A 24,163-nucleotide genomic window follows, 5' to 3' on the forward strand; every position below is an offset into this window, starting at 1 on the left:
CTGCGGCGGGCCGCTGACTAGACTCGAAGGATGCCGCAGCTCGACCTGTCTCAATCCTCCGTTGATCTGACCCGGGCCGTGTGCGACATACCGAGCGTGTCGGACGACGAGGCGCCGCTGGCCGACGCGATCTTCGCGGCGCTGAGCGACTGCGCGCACCTCGAACTGTTCCGTGACGGCGACACGATCGTGGCGCGCACGAACCTGGGACGCGACCAGCGTGTGGTCATCGCAGGGCACATCGACACGGTGCCGATCAACGGCAACGTCCCCACCCGCGACATCGAGGTCGACGGCGAACCGCACCTGTGGGGGCGCGGCACGGTCGACATGAAAGCCGGCGTCGCCGTGCAGCTCAAGCTCGCCGCCGAACTGGTGGCACCGCGCGTGGACATCACCTGGATGTGGTACGACCATGAAGAGGTCGATGCGTCCCAGAACGGACTGCATCGCCTGTCGCAGAACCGGCCGGATCTTTTCGCGGGCGACTTCGCGATCCTGGGCGAGCCGTCCAACGGCGAGGTCGAGGGCGGATGCAACGGCACCCTGCGCGTGGTCGTGCGCACGCACGGCGTCCGCGCGCACAGCGCGCGCTCGTGGATCGGCGAGAACGCCATCCATGCCGTCGCCCCGGTGCTTGATCGTCTCGCCGCATACCGTGCGCGCGAGGTCGCCGTCGAGGGGCTGGCCTACCGAGAAGGGCTGAACGCCGTGCGCATCGGCGGCGGCGTCGCCGGCAATGTCATTCCCGATCTGTGCGAAGTCGAGGTGAACTACCGCTTCGCGCCGAGTCGCTCGGTCGAGAAGGCCATCGCCCACGTGCGGAAGGTGTTCGAAGGGTTCGAAGTCGAAGTGACCGATGTGTCGGCGGGGGCCCGCCCCGGGCTGGACGCGCCGTTGGCGCAGGAATTCGTCGCGGCCGTCGGCGCGGTGCCCAAGCCCAAGTACGGATGGACCGACGTGGCGCGGTTCTCGGCCATGGGGATCCCGGCCGTCAATTACGGGCCCGGCGATCCTCACCTGGCGCACCACGATGAAGAACGCGTCGCCGTGGCGCAGATCGAGGCGGTCGAGCGGGGCCTGCGGGCGTGGCTCTCGCCGAGCTGATCCGCGTCCCGCCGCAGGCTCGGGGATGGCTGCGGCTGCCGGCGGCGATACGCATCGGCGTCGTGTACCTCGTGGCGCGCGGCGTCACGATGGGGTTCTTCTGGGGCGCGGCGCAGCTGTCGACGTTCGGCTCGCGCTTCGGCCCGCGACCGAACGTGGGGTCGCTGCTGATGGGCTGGGACGCGCAGTGGTACTGGTTCATCGCCGTGCACGGCTATCCGGCCACGCTGCCCACCGATGATTCGGGCGCCGTGGTCAACAACCAGTGGGCGTTCATGCCGGTCTACCCGTACCTGGCCCGGCTTCTGGGCGGCGAGGGCGTCGGCTGGCAGCCCGCGGCGATCGGCATCTCGCTGGTCGCGGGGTTTCTCGGCTGCCTCGTACTGTACCTGCTGCTGCGCCCCCGGGTGGGGGAGGATGCCGCGACCTGGGCGATCGTGTTCTTCGCATGCGCGCCGTTGGCTGCGATCTTCCAGATCGGCTACGCCGAGGCGCTCTTTCTGCTCTGGCTGTTCCTGGCGCTGTGGTGCGTCGCGCACCGACGCTACCGGTGGCTGTATGCGCTCGTGCCGCTGATGGCCTTCACCCGACCCGGAGTGCTGGCCTTCGCCCTGTTCCTCGCCCTCCACGGCATCCAGCGGTGGAAGATGCGGCGCGCCGAGCCGCTGCCGACGGGCCACGTCGTGCACATCGTCGTGCTCGGCGCGATCGCGACGGTGGCGGGCTTCGCATGGCCGGTCATCGCCGGCGCCGTCAGCGGGGTGCCCGACGCCTACCTGCTCACCGAGCTGAGCTGGCGCCGCGGGTGGATCCCCGGCGACGACGGCGCCTTCGCCCCGTTCGCGGCATTCTGGCAGGCGGCCGGGTTCTGGTTCCACACCTGGGGGCTGGGCACGGCGACCGGGTACGTCGTGCTGGCGGTCCTGGTGATTGCGATCGCCTGGGCTCTGGCGTTCGGACCGCGAGTGCGAAAGGTCGGGCCCGAGATCCGTCTGTGGTCGGCGTCGTACGTGGTCTACCTGCTCGCGGTGTTCTTCCCGCAGTCGAGCATCTTCCGACTGCTCGTGCCGCTGTCGCCCTTGTGGGGAGCGGCCGCGGTGCCGCGTTCGCGCCTGTGGCGCGGCGGCCTGGTCGTGGCCTGCCTTGCCGGACAGTGGTGGTGGATCTACAACATGTACGCACTGGGCAACGCGTACTGGCAGATTCCGTGACCCGTGCGGGCTGGAATCGGGCAGCGTGACGCACGATTCTGCCGTGGTCAGACCAACACGATAAACTTGACCTACAGACCAGCGACGAAAGGGAGCCACGATGGCAGCCATGAAGCCGAGAACCGGAGACGGGCCGATGGAGGCCGTGAAGGAGGGGCGCCTGATCATCGTCCGCGTTCCCCTGGAGGGTGGCGGACGCCTCGTCGTCTCCGTGAACGACGCGGAAGCGAAGGAGCTCTACGACGTGCTCGGCGGTGTCGTGAACGCCTAGTTCACCTCTCCTGCAATTGCACCATCAGCGGCCGGTCGAAAGACCGGCCGCTGATGCGTGTGCGGGGTCGGTCTCGCGCACCGTCGTCAGCTGCAGCAGACCCTCGCCTGAGATCGAGAGGGCGCCGATGACTGCCGGTGAGTCCTTGGTCTCTTGGATGAGGGACCGGTACGCGGCGGTCACGGCATCCCGTTTCACCGGGTCGGCCACCGCACCGCCAGCCAGCACCCGCGGCACGAGCACCGTGCCGCCGGGGCGCACGAGGCGCAGACCGTGCTCGACGTACTCGATGACGCCCTCGGGATCGGCGTCGACGAGCACGATGTCGTATGAGCCCTCATTCATACGGGGGAGGACCTCGGCGGCCCGGCCGGCGATGAAGCGCACGCGCGCGGAGGGGATCTTCGCCTCGGCGAAGGACTGCCGGGCGACGCCGAGATGCTCGGGCTCACTGTCGATGGTGGTCAAGATCGCGCGGGGCGCGCCGTGCAGCAGCCACAGCCCGGAGACCCCGGCGCCGGTGCCCACCTCGATCATGCTCGCGGCGCCCGACGCCGCCGCGATCACCGCGCACTGAGCGCCGATCGCGGGGCTGATCGGCGCAGCGCCGAGTTCGAGGGCGTGTGCGCGCGCACGGACGATGTGCTCGGGCTCGCTGGTGGCCTCTTGGACGAAACGCTGGTTCGCGTCGTGTTGTGTCATGGCGCACCTCCGCCCGCCAGCCTACGTGAGCGTGCGGGGGTGTCAGAGCCGCCACGGCGGGTAACCTTGATCCATGATCTTCGGGCTCACGATCGAGAAGCTCGTGGTGATCGGAGTGATCGCCGCGTTGATTCTCGGCCCCGATCGCCTGCCCCGCTATGCGGCGATGCTCGCGCAGGCGGTAAAGCGCGGTCGTGCGATGCTGGGCACCGCGAAGGAGCGCATGCAGGACGAGCTCGGCGACGACGTCGACTGGCGCAGTCTCGACCCGCGCCAGTACGACCCGCGACGCATCATCCGCGAGGCGCTGCTCGAAGACACCCCGCCCCTTGCGACGGCGGCGAGCGTGTCCACGGAGCCGGCGAGGACGCCGCAGGCCTACAGGCCCGGGGCGCCCGTGCCCTTCGACTCCGAAGCGACCTGATCCACCGTCTCCTGCACAGGCGGGGACCTGACCGGCAGTTGTCCACAGATCGCGGGCGGCAGGTGGCCGGGATGCCCGTTCCGGTCAGGCTGTCGGTCATGGACACTTCTGCTGCAGCCGATCAGCCCGCGCGGCTCTCTGACGACACGGCGCTCACCGCGCATCTGGAGACGCTGCTTCAGGGCGCGCTCCGGCGTCAGTTCTGGATGATCTTCCTCGACGAGGAGGGCGAGGAGCTGGGGCCCGTCATGCCGTGCGACGACCTTCCGCCCGACCCGCGCGGGCTCGCCCGCGGCCAGGGGCCCGGCGCCCGTCCGCCCGCCGAGGTGCTCGCGCACTGGATCGCTGGGCTCATGGACGAGTTCGAGGTCGCCCAGGTCGTCTTCGTCTGGGAGCGCCGGGGTGGCCGGCGCATCGGTGAAGACGAGCGGGTCTGGGCGCGGGAGCTGGGGCGTGCCTGCGTGCACGAGGCGGTGCGCGTGCGCGCGCAGTTCCTGCTGCACGACCGCGGTCTGCGCGTGCTCGCCCCCGACGACTACCTGTGACCGCCGCGTTCGGCCGTATCGTGAACGACATGAGCGAATCGGCCGTCCTGCTGCATCCGAACATCGCCCTCGCCGACGGCGGACGCGCCCAGGCGCTCCTGGTGATCGACGGGGTGATCCGTGCCGCGGGCACGCGCACCGACGTCCGCGAGATCGCTCCGGGCGGGGTGCGCGAGGTCGAGTTGCCGGGGGCGGTGGCCGTGGCCGGATTCCACGACGCGCACCTGCACGTCGCCGACCTCGCGCGCGAGCAGGACGCCGTCGATCTTCGCCCGGCGCGCTCGCTCGATGATGCGCTGGCCCTGATCCACCTGCACCTGGCCGCACGCCCGTCCGGCACCGCATGGATCGGCGGGGGGCGATGGGACGCCAACCGCTGGACGGGGCCTGCGCCCACACGCCGCGCCCTGGACGCGATCAGCCCCACGCTGCCGATCTGCCTGTCGAGCATCGACGGGCACACGGTGTGGGTGAACACGGCGGCGCTGCGGGCGGTCGGCATCGGTGCCGGCACCCCCGACCCCGTCGATGGGCGCATCGAGCGTGAAGCGGGCGGCACCGAGCCGTCGGGACTCGTGCGCGAGGCGGCGTCGTCGGTGCTGATCGAGGCTGCGGCACGGTCGGCGGGCGGCGACATCACCGAGCGTGTGCAGCGCACGCTGCAGGCGCTCCTGGCGGCGGGGGTCACGCACATCACCGACTTCGACGGCGATGCATCCGCCCCGGCGCTCGCGCGGCTGCACGAAGAGCGAAGGCTCACCGTGCGGGTGCACAAGGGCATCGGGATGTCGTCCCTCGACGAGGCGATCGCCGCCGGGCTGCGCACCTCTGCCGGCGACGCGTGGATGACCACGGGTCCGCTGAAGCTCTTCTCCGACGGGGCACTGGGCTCGCACACCGCGCACATGAGCGAAGACTTCGCCGACGAACCGGGCAACCGCGGGCTCGCCGTGCTGGACGCGGTCCGACTGGACGACCTGGTCGGTCGTGCGGTGCGGGCGGGCATCGCGGTGGCAACGCACGCCATCGGCGACGCGGCCAATCACTCGGTGCTCGACGCGTACGAACGATGGATGCCGCAGGCCCGGGCGGCAGGTCTGCGGCTGCGCATCGAACATGCCCAGCTGCTGCATCCCGCCGACGCCAGGCGGTTCGCGCAGCTCGGAGTGATCGCATCGCAGCAGCCCGCGCACTGGGCCAGTGATCGGGGGCTCATCGACCGCATGCTCCCCGGACACGAGCTTCTGGGCTACGGGTGGTCACGACTGCGCACCGACGGCGCGCGCATCGCGTTCGGGTCGGATGCGCCCGTCGAACCGGTGACGCCGATGCGCGGCATCCAGGCCGCGGTGCAGCGCAGCGACGTCGCCGGCGCGATCGGGGCGGTGCCCCCGTTCGGTGTCGCCGACGCGCTGGCGGCCTACTCGGCCGGCGGTGCGTATGCCGCGGGCCTGGAGGGGCGCTTCGGCAGGCTGGCGGTCGGGTACGCGGCCGATCTGACCGTGCTGGCCGAAGACCCCGTCACGGCCGCCGTCCACGACATCGAGCAGATCGGCGTGGCCGCCACCGTCGTGGGTGGCGCCGTCGCCTATCGGGCGACCGCCCCCTGATCGGCGCGCGCCGGGATGTCGGTCACGTGGCCTGGCCACCGGTCAGGCCGGCGGACCCCCGGGCAGTCCCGTGCTGCCGAGGTTCTTCGCGCCGCGACGGCGCGGCGCGAGAGCGGCTGCCAGGGCCGTGATCTGCACGGCGGCGGGGTCCAGCGGATCGGCTGCGACGATCGGGGTGCCGGCATCGCCGGCGGCCCGCAAGGCGGGGCTGAGCGGAATCGAGGCGAGCAGCGGCACCGCGTCGCCGTCGGCCGACAGCGCGGCGGCAGCGCGCGCGCCGCCGTCCGCGCCGAACAGATCCAGTACCGTGCCGTCGGCCAGGGTCATCGGCGCCATGTTCTCCACGACCCCGATCACGCTCTGACCTGTCTGCCGGGCCACCTGACCGCTGCGCACGGCCACGTCGACCGCGGCAGGCTGGGGTGTTGTGACCACCAGCACACCTGCGGTCGGCAGCAGCTGACCGACGGTGATCGCGATGTCTCCGGTGCCCGGCGGCATGTCCAGCAGCATCACGTCGACGTCACCGAAATGCACGTCGGTGAGAAACTGCTGCACTGTGCGGTGCAGCAGGGGACCGCGCCAGGCGACGGCCCGTCCTGTGTCCTGCTCACGCAGGAACATGCCGATCGAGATCGTCTTCACCTCGTGGGCCACCGGCGGCAGGATCATGTCGTCGATCCGGGTCGGATGAGGCGCACGGCCGCGCTCGTCGGTCAGGCCCATGAGCCCGGGGATCGAGAAACCGTGCACGTCGACGTCGATCAGTCCCACACGCAGTCCTCGCTGCGCGAACGCGACGGCAAGGTTCGCCGTCAACGTCGACTTGCCCACACCGCCCTTGCCGCTGGTGACGGCGATCACCGTCGTGCGGGGACCGAACCCGGCGGTGCGCGAGGCACGCGAGCCGCGCAGCTTCGCCACCAGCGCCATGCGCTCGTCGGGGTTCATGACGGTCACGTCCACGGCGACGTCCTGGATTCCCGGCACCGCGCGGGCCGCAGCCTCGACGTCGGCCCTGATCTTCTCCGACATCGGGCAGCCCACCACCGTCAGCGCGACGCCCACGTGGGCTGTGGCATCCTGATCCACCCGGATCTCGCGCAGCATGTCCATCGACGCGATCGGCTGGCGCAGCTCGGGGTCGACCACCGCGCCCACGGCCTCGCGGACCGCGTCGTCGAGCGTGCTCACGAGGCGGCACCGTCGCCGCGCGCGTCCAGCTGTTCAAGCATGGTCTTCAGCTCCTGCCGCAGCGTCTCGCGTGTCATGATCTCGCCCGACAGCTCCGTCATCGCCATGCGCAGGGCTACGATCTCGCGCGCCAGGTACTCGGTGTCGGCGAGATTGCGCTCGGCACGCTGGCGGTCCTGCTCGATCTGCACGCGGTCGCGGTCATCCTGACGGTTCTGCGCGAGCAGGATGAGGGGAGCAGCGTACGAGGCCTGCAGCGAGAGCATGAGGGTCAGTGCGGTGAAGCCGTTGGCCGCGGAGTCGAACTTCAGGGCGTCGGGCATCAGCGTGTTCCACGCGAGCCACGCGGCGCAGAACAGCGTCAGGATGGCGAGGAAGCCGGGGGTGCCCATCGCGCGGGCCACCCATTCGGTGAACCGGCCGAACCTGTCGCGTGAGGGCTGGGCCGAACGCGCACGTATGGCACTCAAGCCTCGGGGTGCCTCGAGGTTCGTCGCCCGTGCCATCAACGCCGCCTCGGGATGCTCGCCGTGGTCACCGGAACCGACTCGTGCGGGGCCTCATCGGCGTCTTGCGAGCGCCAGTCGTCCGGCAGCAGGTAGTCGAGCACGTCATCGACGCTGACCGCTCCCACGAGCCTCTGGGCGGGGTCGACCACGGGCATCGACACGAGGTTGTAGCTGGCCAGCAGCCGCGCCACCTCGGTCGCCGAGGCCGTGACCGGCACCGCGTCCACGGTGTCGTCGATGATCGCCCCGAGCCGCTCGTGCGGCGGGTAGCGCAGCATCCGCTGGAAATGCACCGTGCCCAGAAGGCGACCGGTGGGCGTCTCGTACGGCGGCAGGGTGATGAACACGGCCGCCGCGAGCGCCGGATGCAGTTCGTGCCGCCGGATCAGTGCCAGCGCCTCGGCCACTGTCGCATCGGCGGGCAGCACGATCGGCTCGCTGGTCATGAGGCCGCCGGCGGTGTCGGGGCCGTACTTCAGCAGGGCGCGGACGTCTTCGGCCTCTTCGGGCTCCATGAGATCCAGCAGCTTCTCGAGCCGGTTCTCGGGCAGCTGGCCGAGCACGTCGGCTGCGTCATCCGGTTCCATCGCGTCCAGGATGTCGGCGGCACGCTCATCGCCGAGCTGTTCGAGGATGTGCAGCTGCTCGTCTTCGGGCATCTCCTCCAGCGCGTCGGCGAGCCGGTCGTCGGGGAGCTCTTCGGCCACTTCGAGCAGGCGGTCATCGGGCAGGTCGAGCAGCGTGTTGGCCAGGTCGGCGGGCTTGAGCTCGGAATAGGTCGCCACCAGCTGCTCGGCGGACTGCGCCTCGCCGGGCGACTGGTTCTCGCGCACCTCGTTCCAGCTCGCGAAGGTCGTCGGCCCCTTCGCGAAGGGCGCCGGACTCGTCTTGGGCTTGCGCAGGAACAGCTGGCTGACGTTCCACATGCCCAGCCGGTCCTGCTCGATCGCGACGTCTTCGATGACTGCGTGGCCGGACCCGTCGCGGAAGTACACCTTGCGGCCCAGCAGCTCGACCATGACCCGCACCTCGCCGCCTCGCTGCTGGAACCGTCGGACGTTGATCAGCCCTGTCGTGATGACCTGACCGGTCGCGATCGAGGTGACGCGCCCGATCGAGAGGAACACATTGCGTCGCCCGCGGATCTCGACGACCAGGCCCACGACGCGCGGCGGATCGTCTTTGCGGTAGATCACCACGACATCGCGCACGCGACCCACGCGGTCGCCTGCGGGATCGAAGACCGTGCAGCCCGCCAAGCGGGCGACGAATACCCTCTGCGTGCTCACGGTCCCAGCGTAGCCGCACGCCACGTGCCGTCGGCAGAGCGCACGGCGAGCGTGACAAGATGGTCAGATGAGTATGCCGGGGGTTCCACAGGGACGAAGCGAGGTCGGCGACACCGTCGCGAGCTTCCCGACGTATGAAGCGGCACAGAAGGCCGTGTCGGCGCTCATCGCCGGTGACGTTCCTGCCCGTGACATCGCCATCGTCGGCTTCGGTCTGCGCTCGATCGAACGGGTCACCGGCAAGCTCGGATATGCCACGGCGGCGCGCACCGGAGCCATCAACGGACTGCTGCTGGGTCTGTTCTTCTCGGCCATCTTCCTCCTGGGCAGCCCCACCGTCTCGGTGCCGGTGTTCATCGGTGTGCTGTTCATCGGCGTGGCCCTGGGCATGCTCATGAGCATCGGGGCATATGCCATCGTGCGACGCCGTCGGGACTTCGCGTCTGTCATGCAGGTCCTCGCCGACCACTACGAAGTCACCGTGCTCGCCGGCAGCGTGCACCGGGCGCGTGAGCTCGTCGGGTCGATGCCGGGGCAGGCGCCGCGCCCGGGTACGACGGCGCAGGGCCAGCCGCCGGCGGCTCCGCCGGTGCGCGAGGATGCCGCGCCCACGCCGCCCCGGTACGGGGAGCGGATAGCGCCGCCCGCGTTCGGCGAGCGGGCGCCGGAGGGTGGGACGGCGGGGCACCAGTGGTCGCAGCCGGAGCCATCGTCGTCGGAGGCTCCGCAACCGGAGGATGCGCCGACCGAGCCCCCACGGTACGGTGAGCGCATCGCCGAGCCGGTGACCCCCGCGGAGCCGGCCGATGCCGCAGGCCCCGCTCATGCCGCCGAGCCTGCCGATTCTTCGGAGTCGGACGATTCGAACGAGCCGGCCGCGGACGGCCGATCCGATGACGATGACCCCGATGACGGCGACCGGCACGCGTGAGCTGAAGGTCTCGGTGCCGCTGCCGGCGGGGAGCGTGGAGGTCGACGCCGTCCTGCACGAGCCGCCGCACTCCGTGGCCACGGTGATCGTCGCGCACGGCGCCGGCACTGGCATGGATCACCCGTTCCTCATCGGGTTCGCGAACGAACTCGCGCAGGCGGGCCTGCGCGCCGTGCGCTTCAACTTCGCCTACTCGCAGCTGGGACGGCGGATGCCCGGACCGGCCGCGCATGCGATCGCGGCGTGGACGGCGGCGGCAGACCTCGTCGATGACGGCGCGCCGTGGTTCGCCGCGGGACGCTCGTACGGCGGCCGGATGGGATCGATGGCCGCCGCCGAGGGCGTGATGGCCCCGACCGGGCTCGTCTACCTCGGCTATCCGCTGCATCCGCCCGGAAAGCCCGACGCCCCACGCGTGGCCCACCTGCCGCAGATCACCGCGCCGCAGCTGTTCCTTTCGGGCACACGCGACCCGTTCGTCGATCCCCACGAGCAGCTCGAACAGGCCGTGGCCTCCTGCCGCGACGCGACGCTGCAGTGGGTGGATGCCGCAGGCCACGGCTTCGAAGTCGCCGGTCACAAGCGACCTGCCGCCGACATCGGCGTCGACATCGCCGCACGGGTCGTGCCCTGGATGCGTGACCGACTGGCCTGACTCCTTGCCGGGTGCCCGCTCACGTCCCGGAACCGAGACATGACATGACACTACTGGCCGGAATTCTTGCGCAGATTTCGGCCACTTCTGTCATCTCACGGAATGTGCGACGCCCGTGCCCGAGCTCAGCCGCGCAGCCGCGCGACCCACCCCTCGACCTCGTCAGCGGTGCGCGGGAGAGCCGCCGAGAGGTTCTCGACACCGTCGGCGGTGACCAGGATGTCGTCTTCGATGCGCACGCCGATACCGCGGAATTCGGTCGGCACGGTCTCGTCGTCGATCTGGAAGTACAGCCCGGGCTCGATCGTGAACACCATGCCCGGCTCGAGCAGACCGTCGTAGTACATCTCGCGCCGCGCCTGCGCGCAGTCGTGCACGTCGATGCCGAGGTGATGGCTCGTGCCGTGCACCATGTACCTGCGGTGCTGTCCGCCGGCATCGGCATCCAGTGCCTCGTCAGCGGTCACCGGCAGCAGCCCCCATTCGGCGGTGCGCCGGGCGATCACGGCCATCGCCGCCTCGTGCACGCTGCGGAACGTCACGCCGGGCGTGGCTGCGGCGAACGCCGCGTCGGCCGCTTCGCGCACCGTCTCGTAGATCTTGCGCTGGATGTCGGTGAAGGTGCCTGAGACGGGGATCGTGCGCGTGATGTCGGCGGTGTAAAGGCTGTCCAGCTCCGCACCGGCATCGATCAGGATCAGGTCGCCGTCGACGACCGCGCCGTCGTTGCGGGTCCAGTGCAGGTAGCACGCGTGCGGGCCGGCCGCGGCGATCGTGTCGTAGCCCTCCCAGTTGCCGTCGCTGCGTGCACGCCGGTGGAACACTCCCTCCACGACACGCTCGCCCTTGGGGTGGGCGACGATGGCGGGCAGCTCGCGCACGATGTCGTCGAAGCCGTCGGCGGTGACGGCGACGGCGGCCCGCATCTGCGCGATCTCGTACTCGTCCTTGACCAGGCGCAGCTCCGACACGGCGCGGGTCAGCGCGGCATCCTCGCCGGCGACGAGCTGGCCGTCGTGGTCTTCATACGTGTCGATGTGCGCTGTGGGCAGGCCCAGCTGTGCGGCCACGGCGGCCAGCGGCGGCCGTGGGCCGATCCAGAATTCGCCGACCGAGGCATCGCCGTAGAACTCCTCCGTGGTGCGGTCGGCGCGCTCGCGGAAGTACAGCGTCGCTTCGTGGCCCGAAGCGGTCGGCTCGAACACCAGAACCGATCCCGGCTCGGAGTCCGCGCCCCACCCGGTGAGGTGCGAGAACGCAGAGTGGGCGCGGAACGGGTAGTCGGTGTCGTTGCTGCGCTGCTTCGCGTCGCCGGCGGGGATGACGAGGCGCAGACCCGCGAACTGCGCCGACAGTCGCGCGCGGCGCGCTGCGGCGTAGGGCGCCTGTGCGTGCTGCCCGGGCAGTGTCTCGGGCCGGGCCGCCCAGCCCGTGGAGATCGTGTCGAGAAAGCCCTGGGGGAAGGGCTGCCGGCGGTTCTGACCTGTGCTCTGCTGCGCGGTGGCGCTCGCAGTCGAATCGGCAGTCGTGCTCATGGTTCCAGTCTCGCATGAGCGCGGCATCCTGATTCCGGGGTGCGGCGTCGCGACATGGAGGCGGAAGGTCAGTGCGCGGGGTCCAGCTGCACGACCAGCGGTCGATGATCGCTCTGGCCGCTGTCCATCGAGGTCAGCACGACCGATCCGGCCGGTGTCCAGGCATCCGTGGCCATCACATGATCGATGGGAGCCCCGGCCAACGGCGGCAGGGACGTCGGCCACGTGCCGACGGCACCGTTGCCGGTGGCGTCCTCGGCGTCATGGCACCGGCCGAGGGTCCCCCCGTCGGTGCCCAGACCCGCCATGTGGTCGACGGTCGCATTGAAATCGCCCGCCATGATCACGTTGTCTGTGGCGCACTGGTCGGCGATCCACTGCAGGTCGTGGCGCCAGGCCTGCATGTAGTGGGCCCGCGGCGCGACGGCGTGGGCGGCGACCACGATCGGTCCCTTGCCGTCGACCGGCATCGCGACGACGGAGGGCACCGTCGAGGTGTTGCTCGACCTATCGGTCGACGATTCGATCACCGAGTAGGTGCCCAGACGCGGCGAGATGAGCACCGTGGTCGAGCTGGCGTCCCAGCCGTGCTCGCCGTACTGCGTGTGGTAGGCCCACATGCGGTGTCCGAGATCGCGCATCGCGACGGCCACCTTCTCGCCGGTGGCGATCGTGGTCTCGGGAAGGGTCACGATGTCCGCGTCCATCGCGACGGCGGTGCGGGCGACGGCAGTGGGCGAGGTGGCCTCGCCGGCCGTGTTCCACGTCATCACACGGACGCTGCCGTCCTTCTTCGCAGGAAGGGCGTCGCTCCCGGTGCCGCGCGAGATCAGCACGCCCGCGCCGGCAGCGCCGGCCAGCAGCATGACCACGGCGAGGGATGCCGCGAACAGGCGTATCGGGCGGATCAGGGTCAGCAGCAGCATGACGACCAGCAGTGCCGCGAAGCCCACTGTCACGATGCCGCGGAAGGCGATGATCTGGGCGAGCGGATACGTGCGCTCGAGGTGGAAGAACTGGGGCCACGTCAGGATCGCGGCGGTGATCGCACACAGCACGGTCACCAGGATCCCGAGAAGGCGAAGCACGAGGCGACTCTATGCTGAGAGCCTGGGAGATCGGCACGTGCGGCACGCTACTCTCAGGGCATGGCGTTGCACCCCCCACAAGGACCCAGCGACCTGCACCTGCACTCGGACCGGTCCGACGGCACGCAGCCGCCGGCTGAGGTGATGCGCGCCGCGCATGAGCACGGGATCCGCACCGCGGCGCTGACCGACCACGACACGACGGCGGGCTGGGCCGAGGCGGCGCAGGCGACGGTGTCGCTCGGGATGACGTTCCTGCCGGGCATGGAGATGTCGGCCAAGCACGAGTGGCGCAGCGTGCACGTGCTGGCCTATCTGATCGATCCGGACGACCCGCCGCTGCGGGCGATGATCGAGAAAGTCCGCTCGTCCCGACGGGACCGTGCGCACATGATGGCCGACCGCATCGCCCGTGACTACGACCTCACCTGGGATGACATCGTCGCCCAGACCGGTGACGGCGCCACCGTGGGACGGCCGCACATCGCCGACGCACTCGTGGCGAGGGGGCACGTGCGCGATCGCAGCGAGGCGTTCCACGGCATCCTGAGTCCTCGAGGTGATTACTATGTCGACCTCTACGCACCCGACCCGGTCACCGCAGTCGGGCTCATCAATGCTGCCGGCGGAGTGCCGATCATCGCGCACCCCGCGGGCCGGGCCGGAGTACTGCCTCGCAGCGTGATCACCGCGATGCTCGCTGCCGGCCTGGCGGGATTCGAACTCGGCCACCGCGAGAACCTCGAACAGGGGGTGCGGGTCCTGCGTCGTATCGTCGACGACCACGGTCTGATCGTCACCGGCTCCAGCGACTACCACGGCGCGGGCAAGCCGAACCTGCCGGGGGAGAACACGACCAGCGACGAGATGGTGGAGCGCATCATCGAGAGCGGAACGGGAAGCGCCCCCGTCTACTCGTGAGAGGGACGGGGGCGCCGCACGGCGGACTGCATCGTCAGGCCAGGGCCTTGGCCTTGATCGTGTCGTATTCGGCCGGAGTGATCGTGCCGGCATCCAGCAGGCTCTTCGCCTTGGTGATCTCCTCGGACGGGCTGCCGCCGGCGACCTGGCGGATGTAGTCATCGGCGGCCGACTGCGCCTGCTTCGCCTCGCGCGTGCTGCGCTCGGCCATGCCGCGCCCGCGCGCGATCAGATAGACCAGCACGGTGAGGAACGGCACGAACACCAGGAAGATGATCCACAGCGCCTTCCACCAGCCGTTCAGCTTGCGGTCGCGGAACAGGTCCACGATGACCGAGAACAGCGCCATGAGGTAGGCGAAGAACACGAAGACGGTGATGAACCACCAGATGATGTCCCAGAAGGACCCCCAGAAGCCGTGATATGTCACGGTGTCTGCGAAAACATGCATGACTGCCTCTCACCTTGCGATCGTGCACGACGGCGTGCCGTGCACGATCACGCTAGCGATTCGGCGACGCGCCGTGGGGGAGGCCCCGCGTGATCACGCGCCCGGTGTCGGCGAACCGGCATCCGAACGGCGCCGGCGGCGCCTGCGCCGGGCGGCGGCCGGCTTGCCGTCACGGTGCTGGGTGCCGCCGCCGTCGTGCGTCCCCGCGCCCTCCGTGGCAGAACCCTCGCCCGACGGCGTGTCGGCCCCGTCGGCAGGCTCGGTGCCGTCCTGGAACGTCTCACCGACGCGGTCGGCGGCAGTGGCGCGCCGCCGGCGCCGGCGGCGCTTCGTGTGGCCCTCGTCCACTCCGTCGGCTGCGGCATCCACCGCACGCTCCGGCGCGCGCGTGCGCGTCTTGACCGCCTGCGTGCGCGGAGCCGTCGCGATGCGGCCCTTCGTCCCCTCGGGGATGTCGAGGTCGGCATACAGGTGCGGGCTCGACGAGTACGTCTCGGCCGGGTCGGGCTTGCCGAAATCGAGCGCACGGTTGATCAGCGCCCACTTGTGCAGGTCTTCCCAGTCGACGAACGTGATGGCGATGCCGGTCTTGCCCGCACGCCCCGTACGGCCCACGCGGTGCAGATAGTTCTTCTCGTCGTCGGGCACCGTGTGGTTGATCACGTGCGTGACGTCGTCGACGTCGATGCCGCGGGCGGCGACGTCCGTGGCGATCAGCACGTCTCTGCGGCCGGCCTTGAACGCGGCCATGGAGCGCTCGCGCGCTTCTTGACTCATGTCGCCGTGCACGGCGCCCGCGTTGAAGCCGCGGTCGCCCAGCTCGTCGACGAGCTTCTGCGCGGCGCGCTTGGTGCGGGTGAAGATCACGGTCTTGCCGCGGCCCTCCGCCTGCAGGATGCGGGCGATCACCTCGTCTTTGTCGAGCGCATGCGCACGGTAGACGAGGTGACGGATGTTCGCCTGGGCCAGGCCCTCATCGGGATCGGAGGCGCGGATGTGGATGGGGCTGGACATGAACCGGCGGGCCAGGGCCACGATCGGACCGGGCATCGTCGCGCTGAACAGCTGCGTATGCCGCACGGCCGGCAGCTTCTGGAAGATCTTCTCGATGTCGGGCAGGAACCCGAGGTCGAGCATCTTGTCGGCCTCGTCGAGTACGACCTCGGCGGCACCCGACAGGTCCAGCAGGCGCTGGCCTGCCAGGTCGATGAGGCGTCCGGGTGTGCCGACCACGATCTGGGCACCGGCGCGCAGCTGCTCGATCTGCCCCTCGTAGGCCTTGCCGCCATAGATCGCCACGACGCTGGTGGCACGGTTCGAGGCGAGCATGTCGATGTCTTCGTAGACTTGGACGGCGAGTTCTCGCGTCGGCACGACGATGAGCGCCTGAACGCCGGGGGCGGGGTCGTGCCCGAGGCGCTGGACGACCGGGATGCCGAATCCGAACGTCTTGCCGGTGCCGGTCTTGGCCTGTCCGATGATGTCCTGGCCGGGAAGGCTCAGCGGGATCGTCTGCTCTTGGATGGGGAAGGAATCGGTGATGCCGCGGGCGGAGAGTGCGTCGATGATGTCCTGATCGACACCAAGGTCGGCGAAAGTCGTCACGATGTGAATGGCCTGTCTGAATGAGGCAGCGCGTGGGCTGCCGGGCGGTGATCCACGCCCTTCAATTCCGCAGGCGCGGGGTCCCGATCCATCGCCGGGACAGGACGAGTCTACCCGTCGCCCCCGTCGGGCCCTCGTTGCGGCGCGCGCGAGGCCGTGTACGGCGGCGGTCGCGCACTGCGCACCGTAGGCTTGAGAGCGTGTTCGAGTGGTTCAGACGGCGTCGACCGGTGGCGCGTACGCTGCGGCTGCGGTCGCGCGATGACCTGGGCGACGCCACGCGCGTCGCCTTCGAGGCTCTCGCGCCCGACGTCGAGACGTTCCTTGGCCAGGCGGCCTATCTGCAGCTCGGCTATTTCGAGACCCTGAGCGAGCTGATCGCGGCCACGCCTGACCTCGGTGAGAAGGATGCGCTCTCGCGGGCGGCGGGTGCGGCGCTGACCAAGCACGAAGAACTGGTCGAGCTGATCCGTGCGCGCGACGCCGATCCGACCGCGCTGATGCTCCCGTTCCGCGAGCCTCTGGATGCGTTCCGGGCCGCGACGCACGGCGTGCGGCCGGTTGAGACGATGCTGTCGGTGCACATCACGGCCGGCATGCTCGACGACTTCTACGTGGCGCTGTCCACCAGCTATGACGACACGGGAACCCGCGTGGCACGGATTCTGCAGGGCGACGACGCCCGGCAGGCCATCGTCGACCTCATCGCCCGCGCGATCGAGGACGACGGCGAGCTGCGGTCGCTGCTGGCCATGTGGGGCAGGCGTCTGGTCGGTGACACGATCCTGATCGCGCGCGGAGCCCTGCGCTCGAAGACGTTGGATGCCGCCGAGACCGAGCAGATGGAGCCGGTGTTCACCGAGCTGCTGGGAGCCCACGCGCGCCGCATGCAGGCGATGGGGCTGACAGCCTGACGGTCGCCCGGCGGCGCGGGCAGGCGATGGCCCGTCAGGCGATGGCCAAGCGCTCCCGCTCGTGCGCATCGTGCGCGTGTCGCGCAGCGGTGATGAGGGCCAACCCGCCGTAGGCGGCCACGGTGGGCACCACGAAGCCGGCGATCCACAGCCATGCGTTGTCGGTGGACAGGCCCGCCCAGGTCAGGATCGTCCAGATCGCACCGCCTGCCACGGCGCCGACAAGCGGCATCAGGGCCACGCCGCGCGTATCGCGGGCGGGCATCGTGTAATGCGCGATGGCCCCGATGGCCGCGCCGTAGATGACGGCGAGCAGGATCTGCATCAGGCCACGAATCCAACCCGACGCACGTCCTCGGTGCCGAGCTCGATGTAGGCCAGACCAGCTGTGGGCACGATGAACGAATTGCCCTTGTCATCGGTGAACGACACGTGCGGCGCGCCCGATTCGAGGGCCGACGTCACAGCCTCACGCACACTGTCGGCGGAGTCCGCGCTCTCGAAATTCAGCTCACGTCCGGTGTTCACGATGCCGATGCGGATCTCCACGGAGCACTGTCCTTCCTGGCGGGGTCATTGGGTACGGCAACTCTACGACACGTGTGCGGACCCCGGCGTCACGGTCGCGAACGCTCTGGGCGAACGCCGCGGCGATGACGCGCATGCATCGTCTGGGTGTCGTCGGTCGGCGCTAGCGTGGCAGTCGATGCCCGCACCTGCTTCCGCGCCCCTCGATGCGCCCACGCCCGCCCTCGACGACGCGCAGCGTCGCGTGGTCGGGCTTGCCGCCGATACGAGCGGTGTGGTGGTGGGGGCGCCCGGCACGGGCAAGACGACGGCGCTCATCGCACGCGTCCGGCGGCTGATCGACGCCGGGCTCGATGCCGACGTCGTGCGAGTGCTCACACCCAGCAGGCAGACGGCCACCGCTCTGCGTGATCGGCTGGGACTGGCCGTGGATGCGGCGACGTCGGGGGCGATGGCTCAGTCGGTGGCAGCGCTGGCGTTCGCGGTGATCCGCAGTGCGGACGTGCGTGCCGGTGGCGAGCCGCCGCGACTTCTGACCGGTGGCGACGAAGACCGGATCATCCAGGACCTGCTCGACGGCGATGCGCTGGACGAGGCATCCGGCCTCTCGCGCTGGCCTGACTGGCTCGGCGCGCAGATCCGGGCGAGCACCGGCTTTCGCAGCGAGATGCGCGCATTCCTGGCCGAATGCATCACGCTGGGCATCGAGCCGTCGCGCCTGGACGCGCTCGGTGACGACCTGGACATCGAGGCCTGGCGGTCCTGCGCGTCGTTCTTCGCCGAATATCTGCAGGTGCGTGCTCAGATGCGCGGTGCGCACCGCGACGCGGCGGGGCTCGTGCGAGAGGCGGCGGCGCTCGTGCGCACCGTCGATGCGGCAGAGCTGGGCCCGCTCGCGCGGGTGAAGGCGATCATGGTCGATGACGCCCAGGAGCTCACCGCCGGCGGCGTGGATCTGCTCGACGCCTGCCGTGCGCGGGGGATCGCCGTGCTGGCCTTCGGCGACCCGGACGTGGCAGCCGGAGCGTTCCGAGGGGCGACTCCCGAGAACTTCGCCCGACTGTCCGCGCTGCTCGGCCAGGCGCACGTGCTGGCGGAGCCGCACCGCGGGTCGGCGGCGAACGTCGACCTCGTACGGGCGGTGACGGCGCACATCGGCACAGCTGCCGGCGTCGCCCATCGGCGGCCACCGCACCCGCCCGCATCCGAGCACGCGCCCGATGGCACCGTGCGCGCGATGCTGCTGCGATCGGCCGCCGAGCAGTACGACGTGGTGGCGCGGCTGCTGCGCGAGCGCCACGTGCGCGACCATGTGGACTGGGCCCGGTGCGCGGTGATCACGCACGACACCCGTCAGGTGGCCGCGTTCGAGGCGGAGCTGTCGGCGCGCGAGGTCCCGGCGCGTTCGCCCGGGTCGGGGCTCGCTCTGGGAACGCTACGCCCGGTGCGCGATCTTCTGCGCGTGGTCGAGCTGGCCGCAGTGGATGCCGCGGACTGGACGCCCGACCTTCTCATCGACGTGCTGCAGGGCGTGATCGGCGGACTGGACCCCGTGCAGCTGCGACGACTGCGCACAGCACTGCGCCACGAAGAGCTGCGCTCGGGTGGCGAGCGAACGGCGGCCCAGCTGCTGACCGACGCGTGCCGCCACCCCACCGAGTTCGACGCCGTCGACACGCGCGAGGCCCGCCGCGCAGCCCGCGTGGCGCGGATGGTCGACGATGCCGGCACGGCGCTCGCGCAGGGGGCCACTGCCCACGAACTGCTGTGGATCGTCTGGCACGCGTCAGGTCTCGAGTCCGTGTGGGGGCAGGCGGCGCGGGGCACCGGTCCGCTGGCCGACCAGGCCAATCGCGACCTCGATGCGGTGGTTGCCCTGTTCCAGGCTGCGAAGAGGTTCGAAGAGAGGCAGGACGCCACAGCCGGCACCGCGATGCAGTTCGTGCGCGGCATCCTGCACAGCGACGTGGCCGAAGACCGGTTCGAGTCGCCCGCCGGAGCGGCGGTCTCGGTCCTGACACCCGCGGGAGCGCTGGGGCGCGAGTTCGACACGGTCGTGGTCGCCGGAGTGCAAGACGGAGTGTGGCCCAACACGCGTCTGCGCGGCAGTCTGCTGGACACCTGGCGACTCGCCGATGCGGTCACCCGAGCCGAGGGCGACACCGGGGTCCCCGACGTGCTGGACCGCCGGCGCGCGGCCATGCATGACGAGCTGCGGCTGTTCGTGCGAGCGCTGTCGCGTGCACGAGAACAGGTCGTGGTCACCGCTGTCGATGACGACGACAACGGACCGAGCGCGTTCTTCGAGTTCCTGCCCGATCCCGTGCCCGCCGCAGCCCTCGCCGCGCACCCGCTCACTCTGCGCGGATTGGTGGCGGCACACCGGCGCAGCGTGACCAGCCGTGCACCGTCGGGCACGGCGTCGGCAGCGGCAGCGGCACGGGCGGCCCATGCCGCCGGGCAGCTCGCGCTGCTGGCTGACGCCCGGGTCGCCGGTGCCGATCCGCAGGAGTGGTACGGCGTGGCCGATCCGACCTCCACCGGCCCGCTGCGCGACCTCTCGCGCGAGGATGTGCGGGTCTCGCCTTCGCGGCTGGATGCGCTGGAGACCTGTCAGCTCAACTGGGTCATCGGTGACCTGGGCGGTGACCCGGGCGGCACCACAGCGGGGCTCGGGACGATCATCCACGCCGCGCTCGAGCACACGGCCGGCAGCGACGAGGCGGCGCTATGGGAGCAGGTGCGCTCGCGCTGGGACGAACTGGAGTTCGAGGCCGCGTGGATCGAGCGCGCCACGCAGTCCCAGGCACGCGACCTCGTGCACAGACTGCACCTGTATCTGAGCCGTTTCGAGGCCGCCGGCGGCACGCTCATCGATGCCGAACCGCATTTCGAGATTCCGATCCCTGTCGACCCGGTCGACGACGATGCCGGGCATGGCGGAGCTGCGGTGGGGAAGGCCGCACATGGCGCGGTCTTGAGCGGATACATCGATCGCGTCGAACTGCACGCTGACGGAAAGGTGGTCATCGTCGATCTGAAGACCGGCAAGAGCGAGCCGCAGACCGACCCCAAGGTGGCCGAGAACCCTCAGCTGGCCGCCTACCAGCTCGCCTTCGAGTCCGGGGCGATTCCGGGCGCCGACGGGCACGCGTCCGGGGGAGCGAAGCTGCTCGTGCTGCGTCCGTCCGCGAAGGGTAAGGACTATGCGGAGCCGCGGCAGCCGCCGTTCGACGACGACGCCCGAGAACGATTCGTTGTCCGTGTGCGTGCCGCCGTGGACGTGATGCGCGGCACGCGGTTCAGCGCTCCGTTCGAAGAGCATTGCCGCGATGAGCACACGTACGGGCTGTGCCGCATCCACACGATCGGCCCGGTGAGTGCCTCATGACCGCGCTCACACCCGAAGCGATCGCCGCGGCACTCGGCCAGTTTCCGCCCACCGCCGAGCAGAGCGCCGTGATCTCATCGCCGCTCGCGCCGGCGCTCGTGGTCGCCGGGGCCGGCAGCGGCAAGACCGAGACGATGGCGGCGCGAGTGGTGTGGCTCGTGGCCAACCGCATCGTGCGGCGCGACGAGATCCTGGGACTCACCTTCACCCGCAAGGCCGCCGGCGAGCTGACAGAGCGCATCCAACGGCGCCTGGCGCGCCTGGCCGAGTTCGAGCGGGCGGGCCTGATCGCGCACCTTCCGGTGCTGCACGCCGAAGGCGCCCTCGACGTGTTCGGCGCGATCGAACGCTCCGGCTGCAGCGTGCGCGACCGGAACACGGCGCTGGCCGAACTCGTCGCGCGCACCGGCGCGCGCGCGCAGGCGCAAGACACCGAGACGCTGCTGCACCGGCCGACGGTGTCGACCTACAACAGCTTCGCCGACGCGATCGTCCGCGAACACGCGGTGCGCATCGGGCGTGACCCCGAAGCGGCGGTCTTGAGCGAATCGGCGGCCTGGCTGCTGATGCGCCGCGTCGTCTACGCCAGCGACGATCCGCGTCTGGAGGCCGTGGAGCGTGCGCCGCGCACGGTGATCGATGCGGCCCTGCGCATCGCCCGCGACGGAGTCGATCACCTCGTCGATCTCGACGCACTCGCCGCCTTCCCCGAGCAGTTCCGCACGGTGGCGCAGCTGCCCTCCATCCGCCGCGGCACGACGGTGTACGCCGATGTCACCAAGGCCGTCGGCTGTGTGGACGCGCTGGAACTGCTCGTGACGCTGGCCCGCGACTACAACGACCAGAAGCGACGGCTGGGAGTGCTCGACTTCTCGGATCAGGTGGCCGGCGCTCTGCAGGCCGTGCGCGGCCATCCCTCCGTCGCCGCCGAGATGCGTTCGCGTTTCGCCGTCGTGCTGCTGGACGAGTATCAAGACACCTCGGTCGCGCAGACCGAGCTGCTCTCCGCGCTGTTCGCCGACCGTGCGGTGATGGCCGTCGGTGATCCGCATCAGGCGATCTACGGCTGGCGCGGGGCCAGTTCGGGCAACCTCGGGGGGTTCGCGGGGGCGTTCGCGCACGACGAGGCCTGCGGATCGTTCGCGCTCATGACCAGCTGGCGCAACAGCCGTGCGGTGCTGCGGGCAGCCGAAGCCGTTCTGGCTCCGCTCGCGGCGAGCGCGCCGGTGCCGGTGGGTGCGCTGCTCCCGCGCGAGGAGGCGCCCGACGGGGCGGTCGAGATCGCCGTCGAAGACGATCTCGACGCCGAGACGGAGCGCGTCGCGGCCTGGTTCGAGCAGGTCCGCAGCGAGCGGGCGGCCGCTGGCCGCACGACGACCGGGGCCATTCTGTTCCGGGCCAAGAAGCACATGGTGCGCTTCGCCGACGCCCTGGCCGCGCGAGGCATCCCGCACCGCATCCTGGGGCTGGGCGGACTGCTGTCCACGCCCGAGGTGGTCGACGTGGTCAGCGCGCTGCGGGTGATCAGCGATCCGCGTGCGGGATCGGCGCTGATCCGGCTGCTGGCCGGTCCCCGGTGGGCGATCGGGTTGCCCGACCTGCGGGAGCTTGCGGGACTCTCGCGCCGCATCGCGCAGCATGATGCATCGCTGCAGCGGCTCGAACCCGTCGTGGCCGAGCGCGTCCGCACCGGCGGGGACGAGTCGGGCTCGCTCGTGGACGCGCTGGATTTCGTGCTGCGCGTTCCCGACGATCACTCGTGGCTGGCGGGTCTGACCGCTCAGGCCCGCGTTCGACTGCGCGAGGCGGCGGCGGTGTTCGCCGGGTTGCGCCAGTCGGCGGCGGCACCGGTGATCGAACTGGTGCGCCTGATCGAACGCGAACTGCGGCTGGACATCGAGCTGGCCGCCAACGAGGCACGTGGCCCGGCGCGGGTCGCCGCTGCGCAGCTGCGCGCGTTCACCGATGAGGTGCATGCGTTCCTGGCCGCCGACGAGACAGGGTCGCTGTCGAGCCTGCTGGCCTGGCTCGACCACGCCGAGCAGCTCGACGAATTCGCTCCGCGCACCGAACCCGCCGAAGACGACGTCGTGCAGCTGCTGACCATCCATGGGTCGAAGGGGCTGGAGTGGGACGCCGTGGCCGTGGTGCGCCTGGTCGACGGCGAACTGCCCACGGCCGCAAAAGACACGAAGGCATGGCTCGGATTCGGCGTGCTGCCCTACGAGTTCCGCGGCGATGCGCCGTGGCTGCCCGCGCTGGCCTGGCGCACCGCCCAGACCCAGCAGCAGATCAAGACCGCGATCGACGACTTCGCCGCCGCCAACCGTGAGCGTCAGATCGACGAGGACCGGCGGCTGGCGTATGTCGCAGTCACCCGGGCGCGCGATCATCTGCTGCTGACCGGCTCGCCGTGGTCGGGCACGATGCGCCCGAGATCGCACAGCCCGTTCCTGATCGAGATCGCGCAGGCGCAGGGCGCGGTGCTGCCCGACGGCGATCCGGGGGAGAACCCCTACCAGGGGGAGAAGCGCATGCTCAGCTGGCCGTTGGACGCCCTGGGCGCGCGTCGGGCGCGGGTCATGGATGCCGCGACCGCTGTGCGCGCGGCGCTCGAGGCAGAACGGCCCGCCCCCGACGATGACCTGGCGCTGCTGCTGGCCGAGCGTGATCTGCGGCAGGCTCCGGCATCCGGCCGCGCCCCGGTGCGCATTCCCGCGTCGCGCTACAAGGACTTCGTCGCCGACTATGCGGGAACCGTCGCCGCGATCGCCCGCCCCATGCCGGAGCGGCCGTTCCGCCAGACCCGGCTGGGCACCCTGTTCCACAGCTGGGTCGAACAGCGTTCCGGGCTCGTGGGTGCGGCAGGCTCACTCGACGATGCGCTGTGGGAGCTCTCGTCCGACGAGCAGGACCTCGGGCACGCCGATGCGGCGGAACTCGAGCGACTGAAGGACGCGTTCGCCCGTTCGCCGTGGGCCTCGCTGCAGCCGATCGCCGTCGAGACCGAGATCGATTTCCGGTTCACCGGACTCGATGACGCCGACCATCTGGCGATCTGCAAGCTGGATGCCGTCTACCGGCGCGGTGAGCGCTTCGAGATCGTGGACTGGAAGACCGGTGCGCCTCCGCGCACCGCCGCCGAGCGAGCGGAGCGGATGCTGCAGCTCGAACTGTACCGTCGTGCCTACCACCAGAAGCACGGGGTTCCGCTGGATCAGATCGACGTCGTGCTCTACTACGTCGCGCACGACCTCATTCTGAGGGCGTGACCTGCCGCAC

The 24,163-nt window shown here is 70.5% G+C and carries 22 protein-coding genes; 12 read left to right on the forward strand and 10 right to left on the reverse strand.

The genetic code is table 11. The annotated features are described in order from the left end of the window. Positions 1 to 30: 30 nt before the first annotated feature. The 3 genes from dapE to QU603_RS06195 all read left to right on the forward strand — a co-directional run bounded on the left by dapE (position 31) and on the right by QU603_RS06195 (position 2,589). Positions 31 to 1,107, forward strand: coding sequence for a succinyl-diaminopimelate desuccinylase (dapE, locus tag QU603_RS06185; protein ID WP_308493616.1), 1,077 nt, complete (start codon positions 31 to 33; stop codon positions 1,105 to 1,107). Next, positions 1,089 to 2,318 carry a putative hexosyltransferase gene (locus QU603_RS06190; RefSeq protein ID WP_308493617.1) on the forward strand — a complete coding sequence of 410 codons (1,230 nt, stop codon included), beginning with the start codon at positions 1,089 to 1,091 and terminating at the stop codon, positions 2,316 to 2,318. Before dapE ends, QU603_RS06190 begins: the two co-directional genes overlap by 19 nt. A 100-nt stretch (positions 2,319 to 2,418) precedes the next feature. Next, positions 2,419 to 2,589: a DUF3117 domain-containing protein gene (locus QU603_RS06195; RefSeq protein ID WP_084515728.1), complete on the forward strand. Its 171-nt coding sequence runs from the start codon at positions 2,419 to 2,421 to the stop codon at positions 2,587 to 2,589. A gap of 24 nt (positions 2,590 to 2,613) precedes the next feature. Here QU603_RS06195 and QU603_RS06200 read toward each other — a convergent pair whose 3' ends face one another. Next, a complete protein-coding gene (locus QU603_RS06200; RefSeq protein WP_308493619.1) occupies positions 2,614 to 3,291 on the reverse strand; it encodes an O-methyltransferase in 678 nt (225 codons plus the stop codon). Positions 3,292 to 3,364: 73 nt separating this feature from the next. Here QU603_RS06200 and QU603_RS06205 point away from each other — a divergent pair, with 73 nt between their 5' ends. The 3 genes from QU603_RS06205 (at position 3,365) to QU603_RS06215 (ending at position 5,870) form a co-directional block, all read left to right on the forward strand. Next, positions 3,365 to 3,715 carry a twin-arginine translocase TatA/TatE family subunit gene (locus QU603_RS06205; protein ID WP_308493620.1) on the forward strand — a complete coding sequence of 117 codons (351 nt, stop codon included), beginning with the start codon at positions 3,365 to 3,367 and terminating at the stop codon, positions 3,713 to 3,715. Positions 3,716 to 3,813: 98 nt separating this feature from the next. Then, on the forward strand, positions 3,814 to 4,260 hold the full coding sequence (locus tag QU603_RS06210) for a hypothetical protein (protein ID WP_308493621.1): 447 nt from the start codon (positions 3,814 to 3,816) through the stop codon (positions 4,258 to 4,260). A gap of 29 nt (positions 4,261 to 4,289) precedes the next feature. Then, the gene (locus tag QU603_RS06215) at positions 4,290 to 5,870 is read left to right on the forward strand and encodes an amidohydrolase (protein ID WP_308493622.1); all 1,581 of its coding nucleotides are present in this window, start codon (positions 4,290 to 4,292) and stop codon (positions 5,868 to 5,870) included. A gap of 42 nt (positions 5,871 to 5,912) precedes the next feature. Here the strand turns inward: QU603_RS06215 and QU603_RS06220 are convergent, their stop codons facing one another. The 3 genes from QU603_RS06220 to QU603_RS06230 are packed head-to-tail and all read right to left on the reverse strand — an operon-like array spanning position 5,913 to position 8,862. Then, the gene (locus QU603_RS06220; protein ID WP_308493623.1) at positions 5,913 to 7,064 is read right to left on the reverse strand and encodes an Mrp/NBP35 family ATP-binding protein; all 1,152 of its coding nucleotides are present in this window, start codon (positions 7,062 to 7,064) and stop codon (positions 5,913 to 5,915) included. Next, on the reverse strand, positions 7,061 to 7,570 hold the full coding sequence (locus tag QU603_RS06225; RefSeq protein ID WP_308493624.1) for a DUF1003 domain-containing protein: 510 nt from the start codon (positions 7,568 to 7,570) through the stop codon (positions 7,061 to 7,063). The genes QU603_RS06220 and QU603_RS06225 overlap by 4 nt, the downstream gene beginning before the upstream one ends. Continuing rightward, positions 7,570 to 8,862 carry a magnesium transporter MgtE N-terminal domain-containing protein gene (locus QU603_RS06230; RefSeq protein ID WP_308493625.1) on the reverse strand — a complete coding sequence of 431 codons (1,293 nt, stop codon included), beginning with the start codon at positions 8,860 to 8,862 and terminating at the stop codon, positions 7,570 to 7,572. The genes QU603_RS06225 and QU603_RS06230 overlap by 1 nt, the downstream gene beginning before the upstream one ends. 67 nt (positions 8,863 to 8,929) lie before the next feature. Between QU603_RS06230 and QU603_RS06235 the strand changes: the two genes are divergently transcribed. Together QU603_RS06235 and QU603_RS06240 are read left to right on the forward strand one after the other, a co-directional pair. After that, positions 8,930 to 9,793, forward strand: coding sequence for a YflT domain-containing protein (locus QU603_RS06235; protein ID WP_308493627.1), 864 nt, complete (start codon positions 8,930 to 8,932; stop codon positions 9,791 to 9,793). Then, on the forward strand, positions 9,771 to 10,448 hold the full coding sequence (locus tag QU603_RS06240; RefSeq protein WP_308493628.1) for an alpha/beta hydrolase family protein: 678 nt from the start codon (positions 9,771 to 9,773) through the stop codon (positions 10,446 to 10,448). The genes QU603_RS06235 and QU603_RS06240 overlap by 23 nt, the downstream gene beginning before the upstream one ends. 125 nt (positions 10,449 to 10,573) lie before the next feature. On the opposite strand, the gene QU603_RS06245 is transcribed toward QU603_RS06240, so the two are convergent. After that, complete coding sequence (locus QU603_RS06245; protein WP_308493629.1) at positions 10,574 to 11,983, reverse strand: aminopeptidase P family protein; 1,410 nt, start codon at positions 11,981 to 11,983, stop codon at positions 10,574 to 10,576. 68 nt (positions 11,984 to 12,051) lie between these two features. Further along, a complete protein-coding gene (locus tag QU603_RS06250) occupies positions 12,052 to 13,071 on the reverse strand; it encodes an endonuclease/exonuclease/phosphatase family protein (RefSeq protein WP_308493630.1) in 1,020 nt (339 codons plus the stop codon). A gap of 60 nt (positions 13,072 to 13,131) precedes the next feature. Here QU603_RS06250 and QU603_RS06255 point away from each other — a divergent pair, with 60 nt between their 5' ends. Next, positions 13,132 to 13,992: a PHP domain-containing protein gene (locus tag QU603_RS06255; RefSeq protein ID WP_308493631.1), complete on the forward strand. Its 861-nt coding sequence runs from the start codon at positions 13,132 to 13,134 to the stop codon at positions 13,990 to 13,992. Positions 13,993 to 14,026: 34 nt separating this feature from the next. Here the strand turns inward: QU603_RS06255 and QU603_RS06260 are convergent, their stop codons facing one another. Further along, positions 14,027 to 14,443, reverse strand: a complete 417-nt coding sequence (locus tag QU603_RS06260) for a PLDc N-terminal domain-containing protein (protein WP_308493632.1) — start codon at positions 14,441 to 14,443, stop codon at positions 14,027 to 14,029. A gap of 93 nt (positions 14,444 to 14,536) precedes the next feature. After that, entirely contained in the window at positions 14,537 to 16,048 is a 1,512-nt protein-coding gene (locus tag QU603_RS06265) for a DEAD/DEAH box helicase (RefSeq protein WP_308493633.1), read from the reverse strand. A gap of 200 nt (positions 16,049 to 16,248) precedes the next feature. Between QU603_RS06265 and QU603_RS06270 the strand changes: the two genes are divergently transcribed. After that, positions 16,249 to 16,962, forward strand: coding sequence for a ferritin-like fold-containing protein (locus QU603_RS06270; protein WP_308493634.1), 714 nt, complete (start codon positions 16,249 to 16,251; stop codon positions 16,960 to 16,962). 34 nt (positions 16,963 to 16,996) lie between these two features. Here the strand turns inward: QU603_RS06270 and QU603_RS06275 are convergent, their stop codons facing one another. Continuing rightward, positions 16,997 to 17,287: a hypothetical protein gene (locus tag QU603_RS06275; RefSeq protein WP_308493635.1), complete on the reverse strand. Its 291-nt coding sequence runs from the start codon at positions 17,285 to 17,287 to the stop codon at positions 16,997 to 16,999. Continuing rightward, positions 17,287 to 17,511, reverse strand: a complete 225-nt coding sequence (locus QU603_RS06280; RefSeq protein ID WP_308493636.1) for a DUF3107 domain-containing protein — start codon at positions 17,509 to 17,511, stop codon at positions 17,287 to 17,289. The genes QU603_RS06275 and QU603_RS06280 overlap by 1 nt, the downstream gene beginning before the upstream one ends. Positions 17,512 to 17,668: 157 nt before the next feature. On the opposite strand from QU603_RS06280, the gene QU603_RS06285 reads away from it, so the two are divergent. Continuing rightward, complete coding sequence (locus QU603_RS06285) at positions 17,669 to 20,881, forward strand: PD-(D/E)XK nuclease family protein (RefSeq protein WP_308493637.1); 3,213 nt, start codon at positions 17,669 to 17,671, stop codon at positions 20,879 to 20,881. Beyond that, complete coding sequence (locus QU603_RS06290; RefSeq protein WP_308493638.1) at positions 20,878 to 24,153, forward strand: ATP-dependent DNA helicase; 3,276 nt, start codon at positions 20,878 to 20,880, stop codon at positions 24,151 to 24,153. The genes QU603_RS06285 and QU603_RS06290 overlap by 4 nt, the downstream gene beginning before the upstream one ends. Positions 24,154 to 24,163: the final 10 nt, after the last annotated feature.

Source organism: Microbacterium terrisoli (assembly GCF_030866805.1).
GTDB classification, from domain to species: Bacteria; Actinomycetota; Actinomycetes; order Actinomycetales; family Microbacteriaceae; genus Microbacterium; species Microbacterium terrisoli.

Coding starts and splice junctions, on each gene's coding strand:
- QU603_RS06290 (WP_308493638.1), top strand. CDS start 20,878: ATGACCGCGCTCACACCCGAAGCGATCGCCGCGGCACTCGGCCAGTTT.
- QU603_RS06215 (WP_308493622.1), top strand. CDS start 4,290: ATGAGCGAATCGGCCGTCCTGCTGCATCCGAACATCGCCCTCGCCGAC.
- QU603_RS06240 (WP_308493628.1), top strand. CDS start 9,771: ATGACGGCGACCGGCACGCGTGAGCTGAAGGTCTCGGTGCCGCTGCCG.
- QU603_RS06235 (WP_308493627.1), top strand. CDS start 8,930: ATGAGTATGCCGGGGGTTCCACAGGGACGAAGCGAGGTCGGCGACACC.
- QU603_RS06210 (WP_308493621.1), top strand. CDS start 3,814: ATGGACACTTCTGCTGCAGCCGATCAGCCCGCGCGGCTCTCTGACGAC.
- QU603_RS06200 (WP_308493619.1), bottom strand. CDS start 3,291: ATGACACAACACGACGCGAACCAGCGTTTCGTCCAAGAGGCCACCAGC.
- dapE (WP_308493616.1), top strand. CDS start 31: ATGCCGCAGCTCGACCTGTCTCAATCCTCCGTTGATCTGACCCGGGCC.
- QU603_RS06205 (WP_308493620.1), top strand. CDS start 3,365: ATGATCTTCGGGCTCACGATCGAGAAGCTCGTGGTGATCGGAGTGATC.
- QU603_RS06260 (WP_308493632.1), bottom strand. CDS start 14,443: ATGCATGTTTTCGCAGACACCGTGACATATCACGGCTTCTGGGGGTCC.
- QU603_RS06275 (WP_308493635.1), bottom strand. CDS start 17,287: ATGCAGATCCTGCTCGCCGTCATCTACGGCGCGGCCATCGGGGCCATC.
- QU603_RS06195 (WP_084515728.1), top strand. CDS start 2,419: ATGGCAGCCATGAAGCCGAGAACCGGAGACGGGCCGATGGAGGCCGTG.
- QU603_RS06225 (WP_308493624.1), bottom strand. CDS start 7,570: ATGGCACGGGCGACGAACCTCGAGGCACCCCGAGGCTTGAGTGCCATA.
- QU603_RS06285 (WP_308493637.1), top strand. CDS start 17,669: ATGCCCGCACCTGCTTCCGCGCCCCTCGATGCGCCCACGCCCGCCCTC.
- QU603_RS06255 (WP_308493631.1), top strand. CDS start 13,132: ATGGCGTTGCACCCCCCACAAGGACCCAGCGACCTGCACCTGCACTCG.
- QU603_RS06245 (WP_308493629.1), bottom strand. CDS start 11,983: ATGAGCACGACTGCCGATTCGACTGCGAGCGCCACCGCGCAGCAGAGC.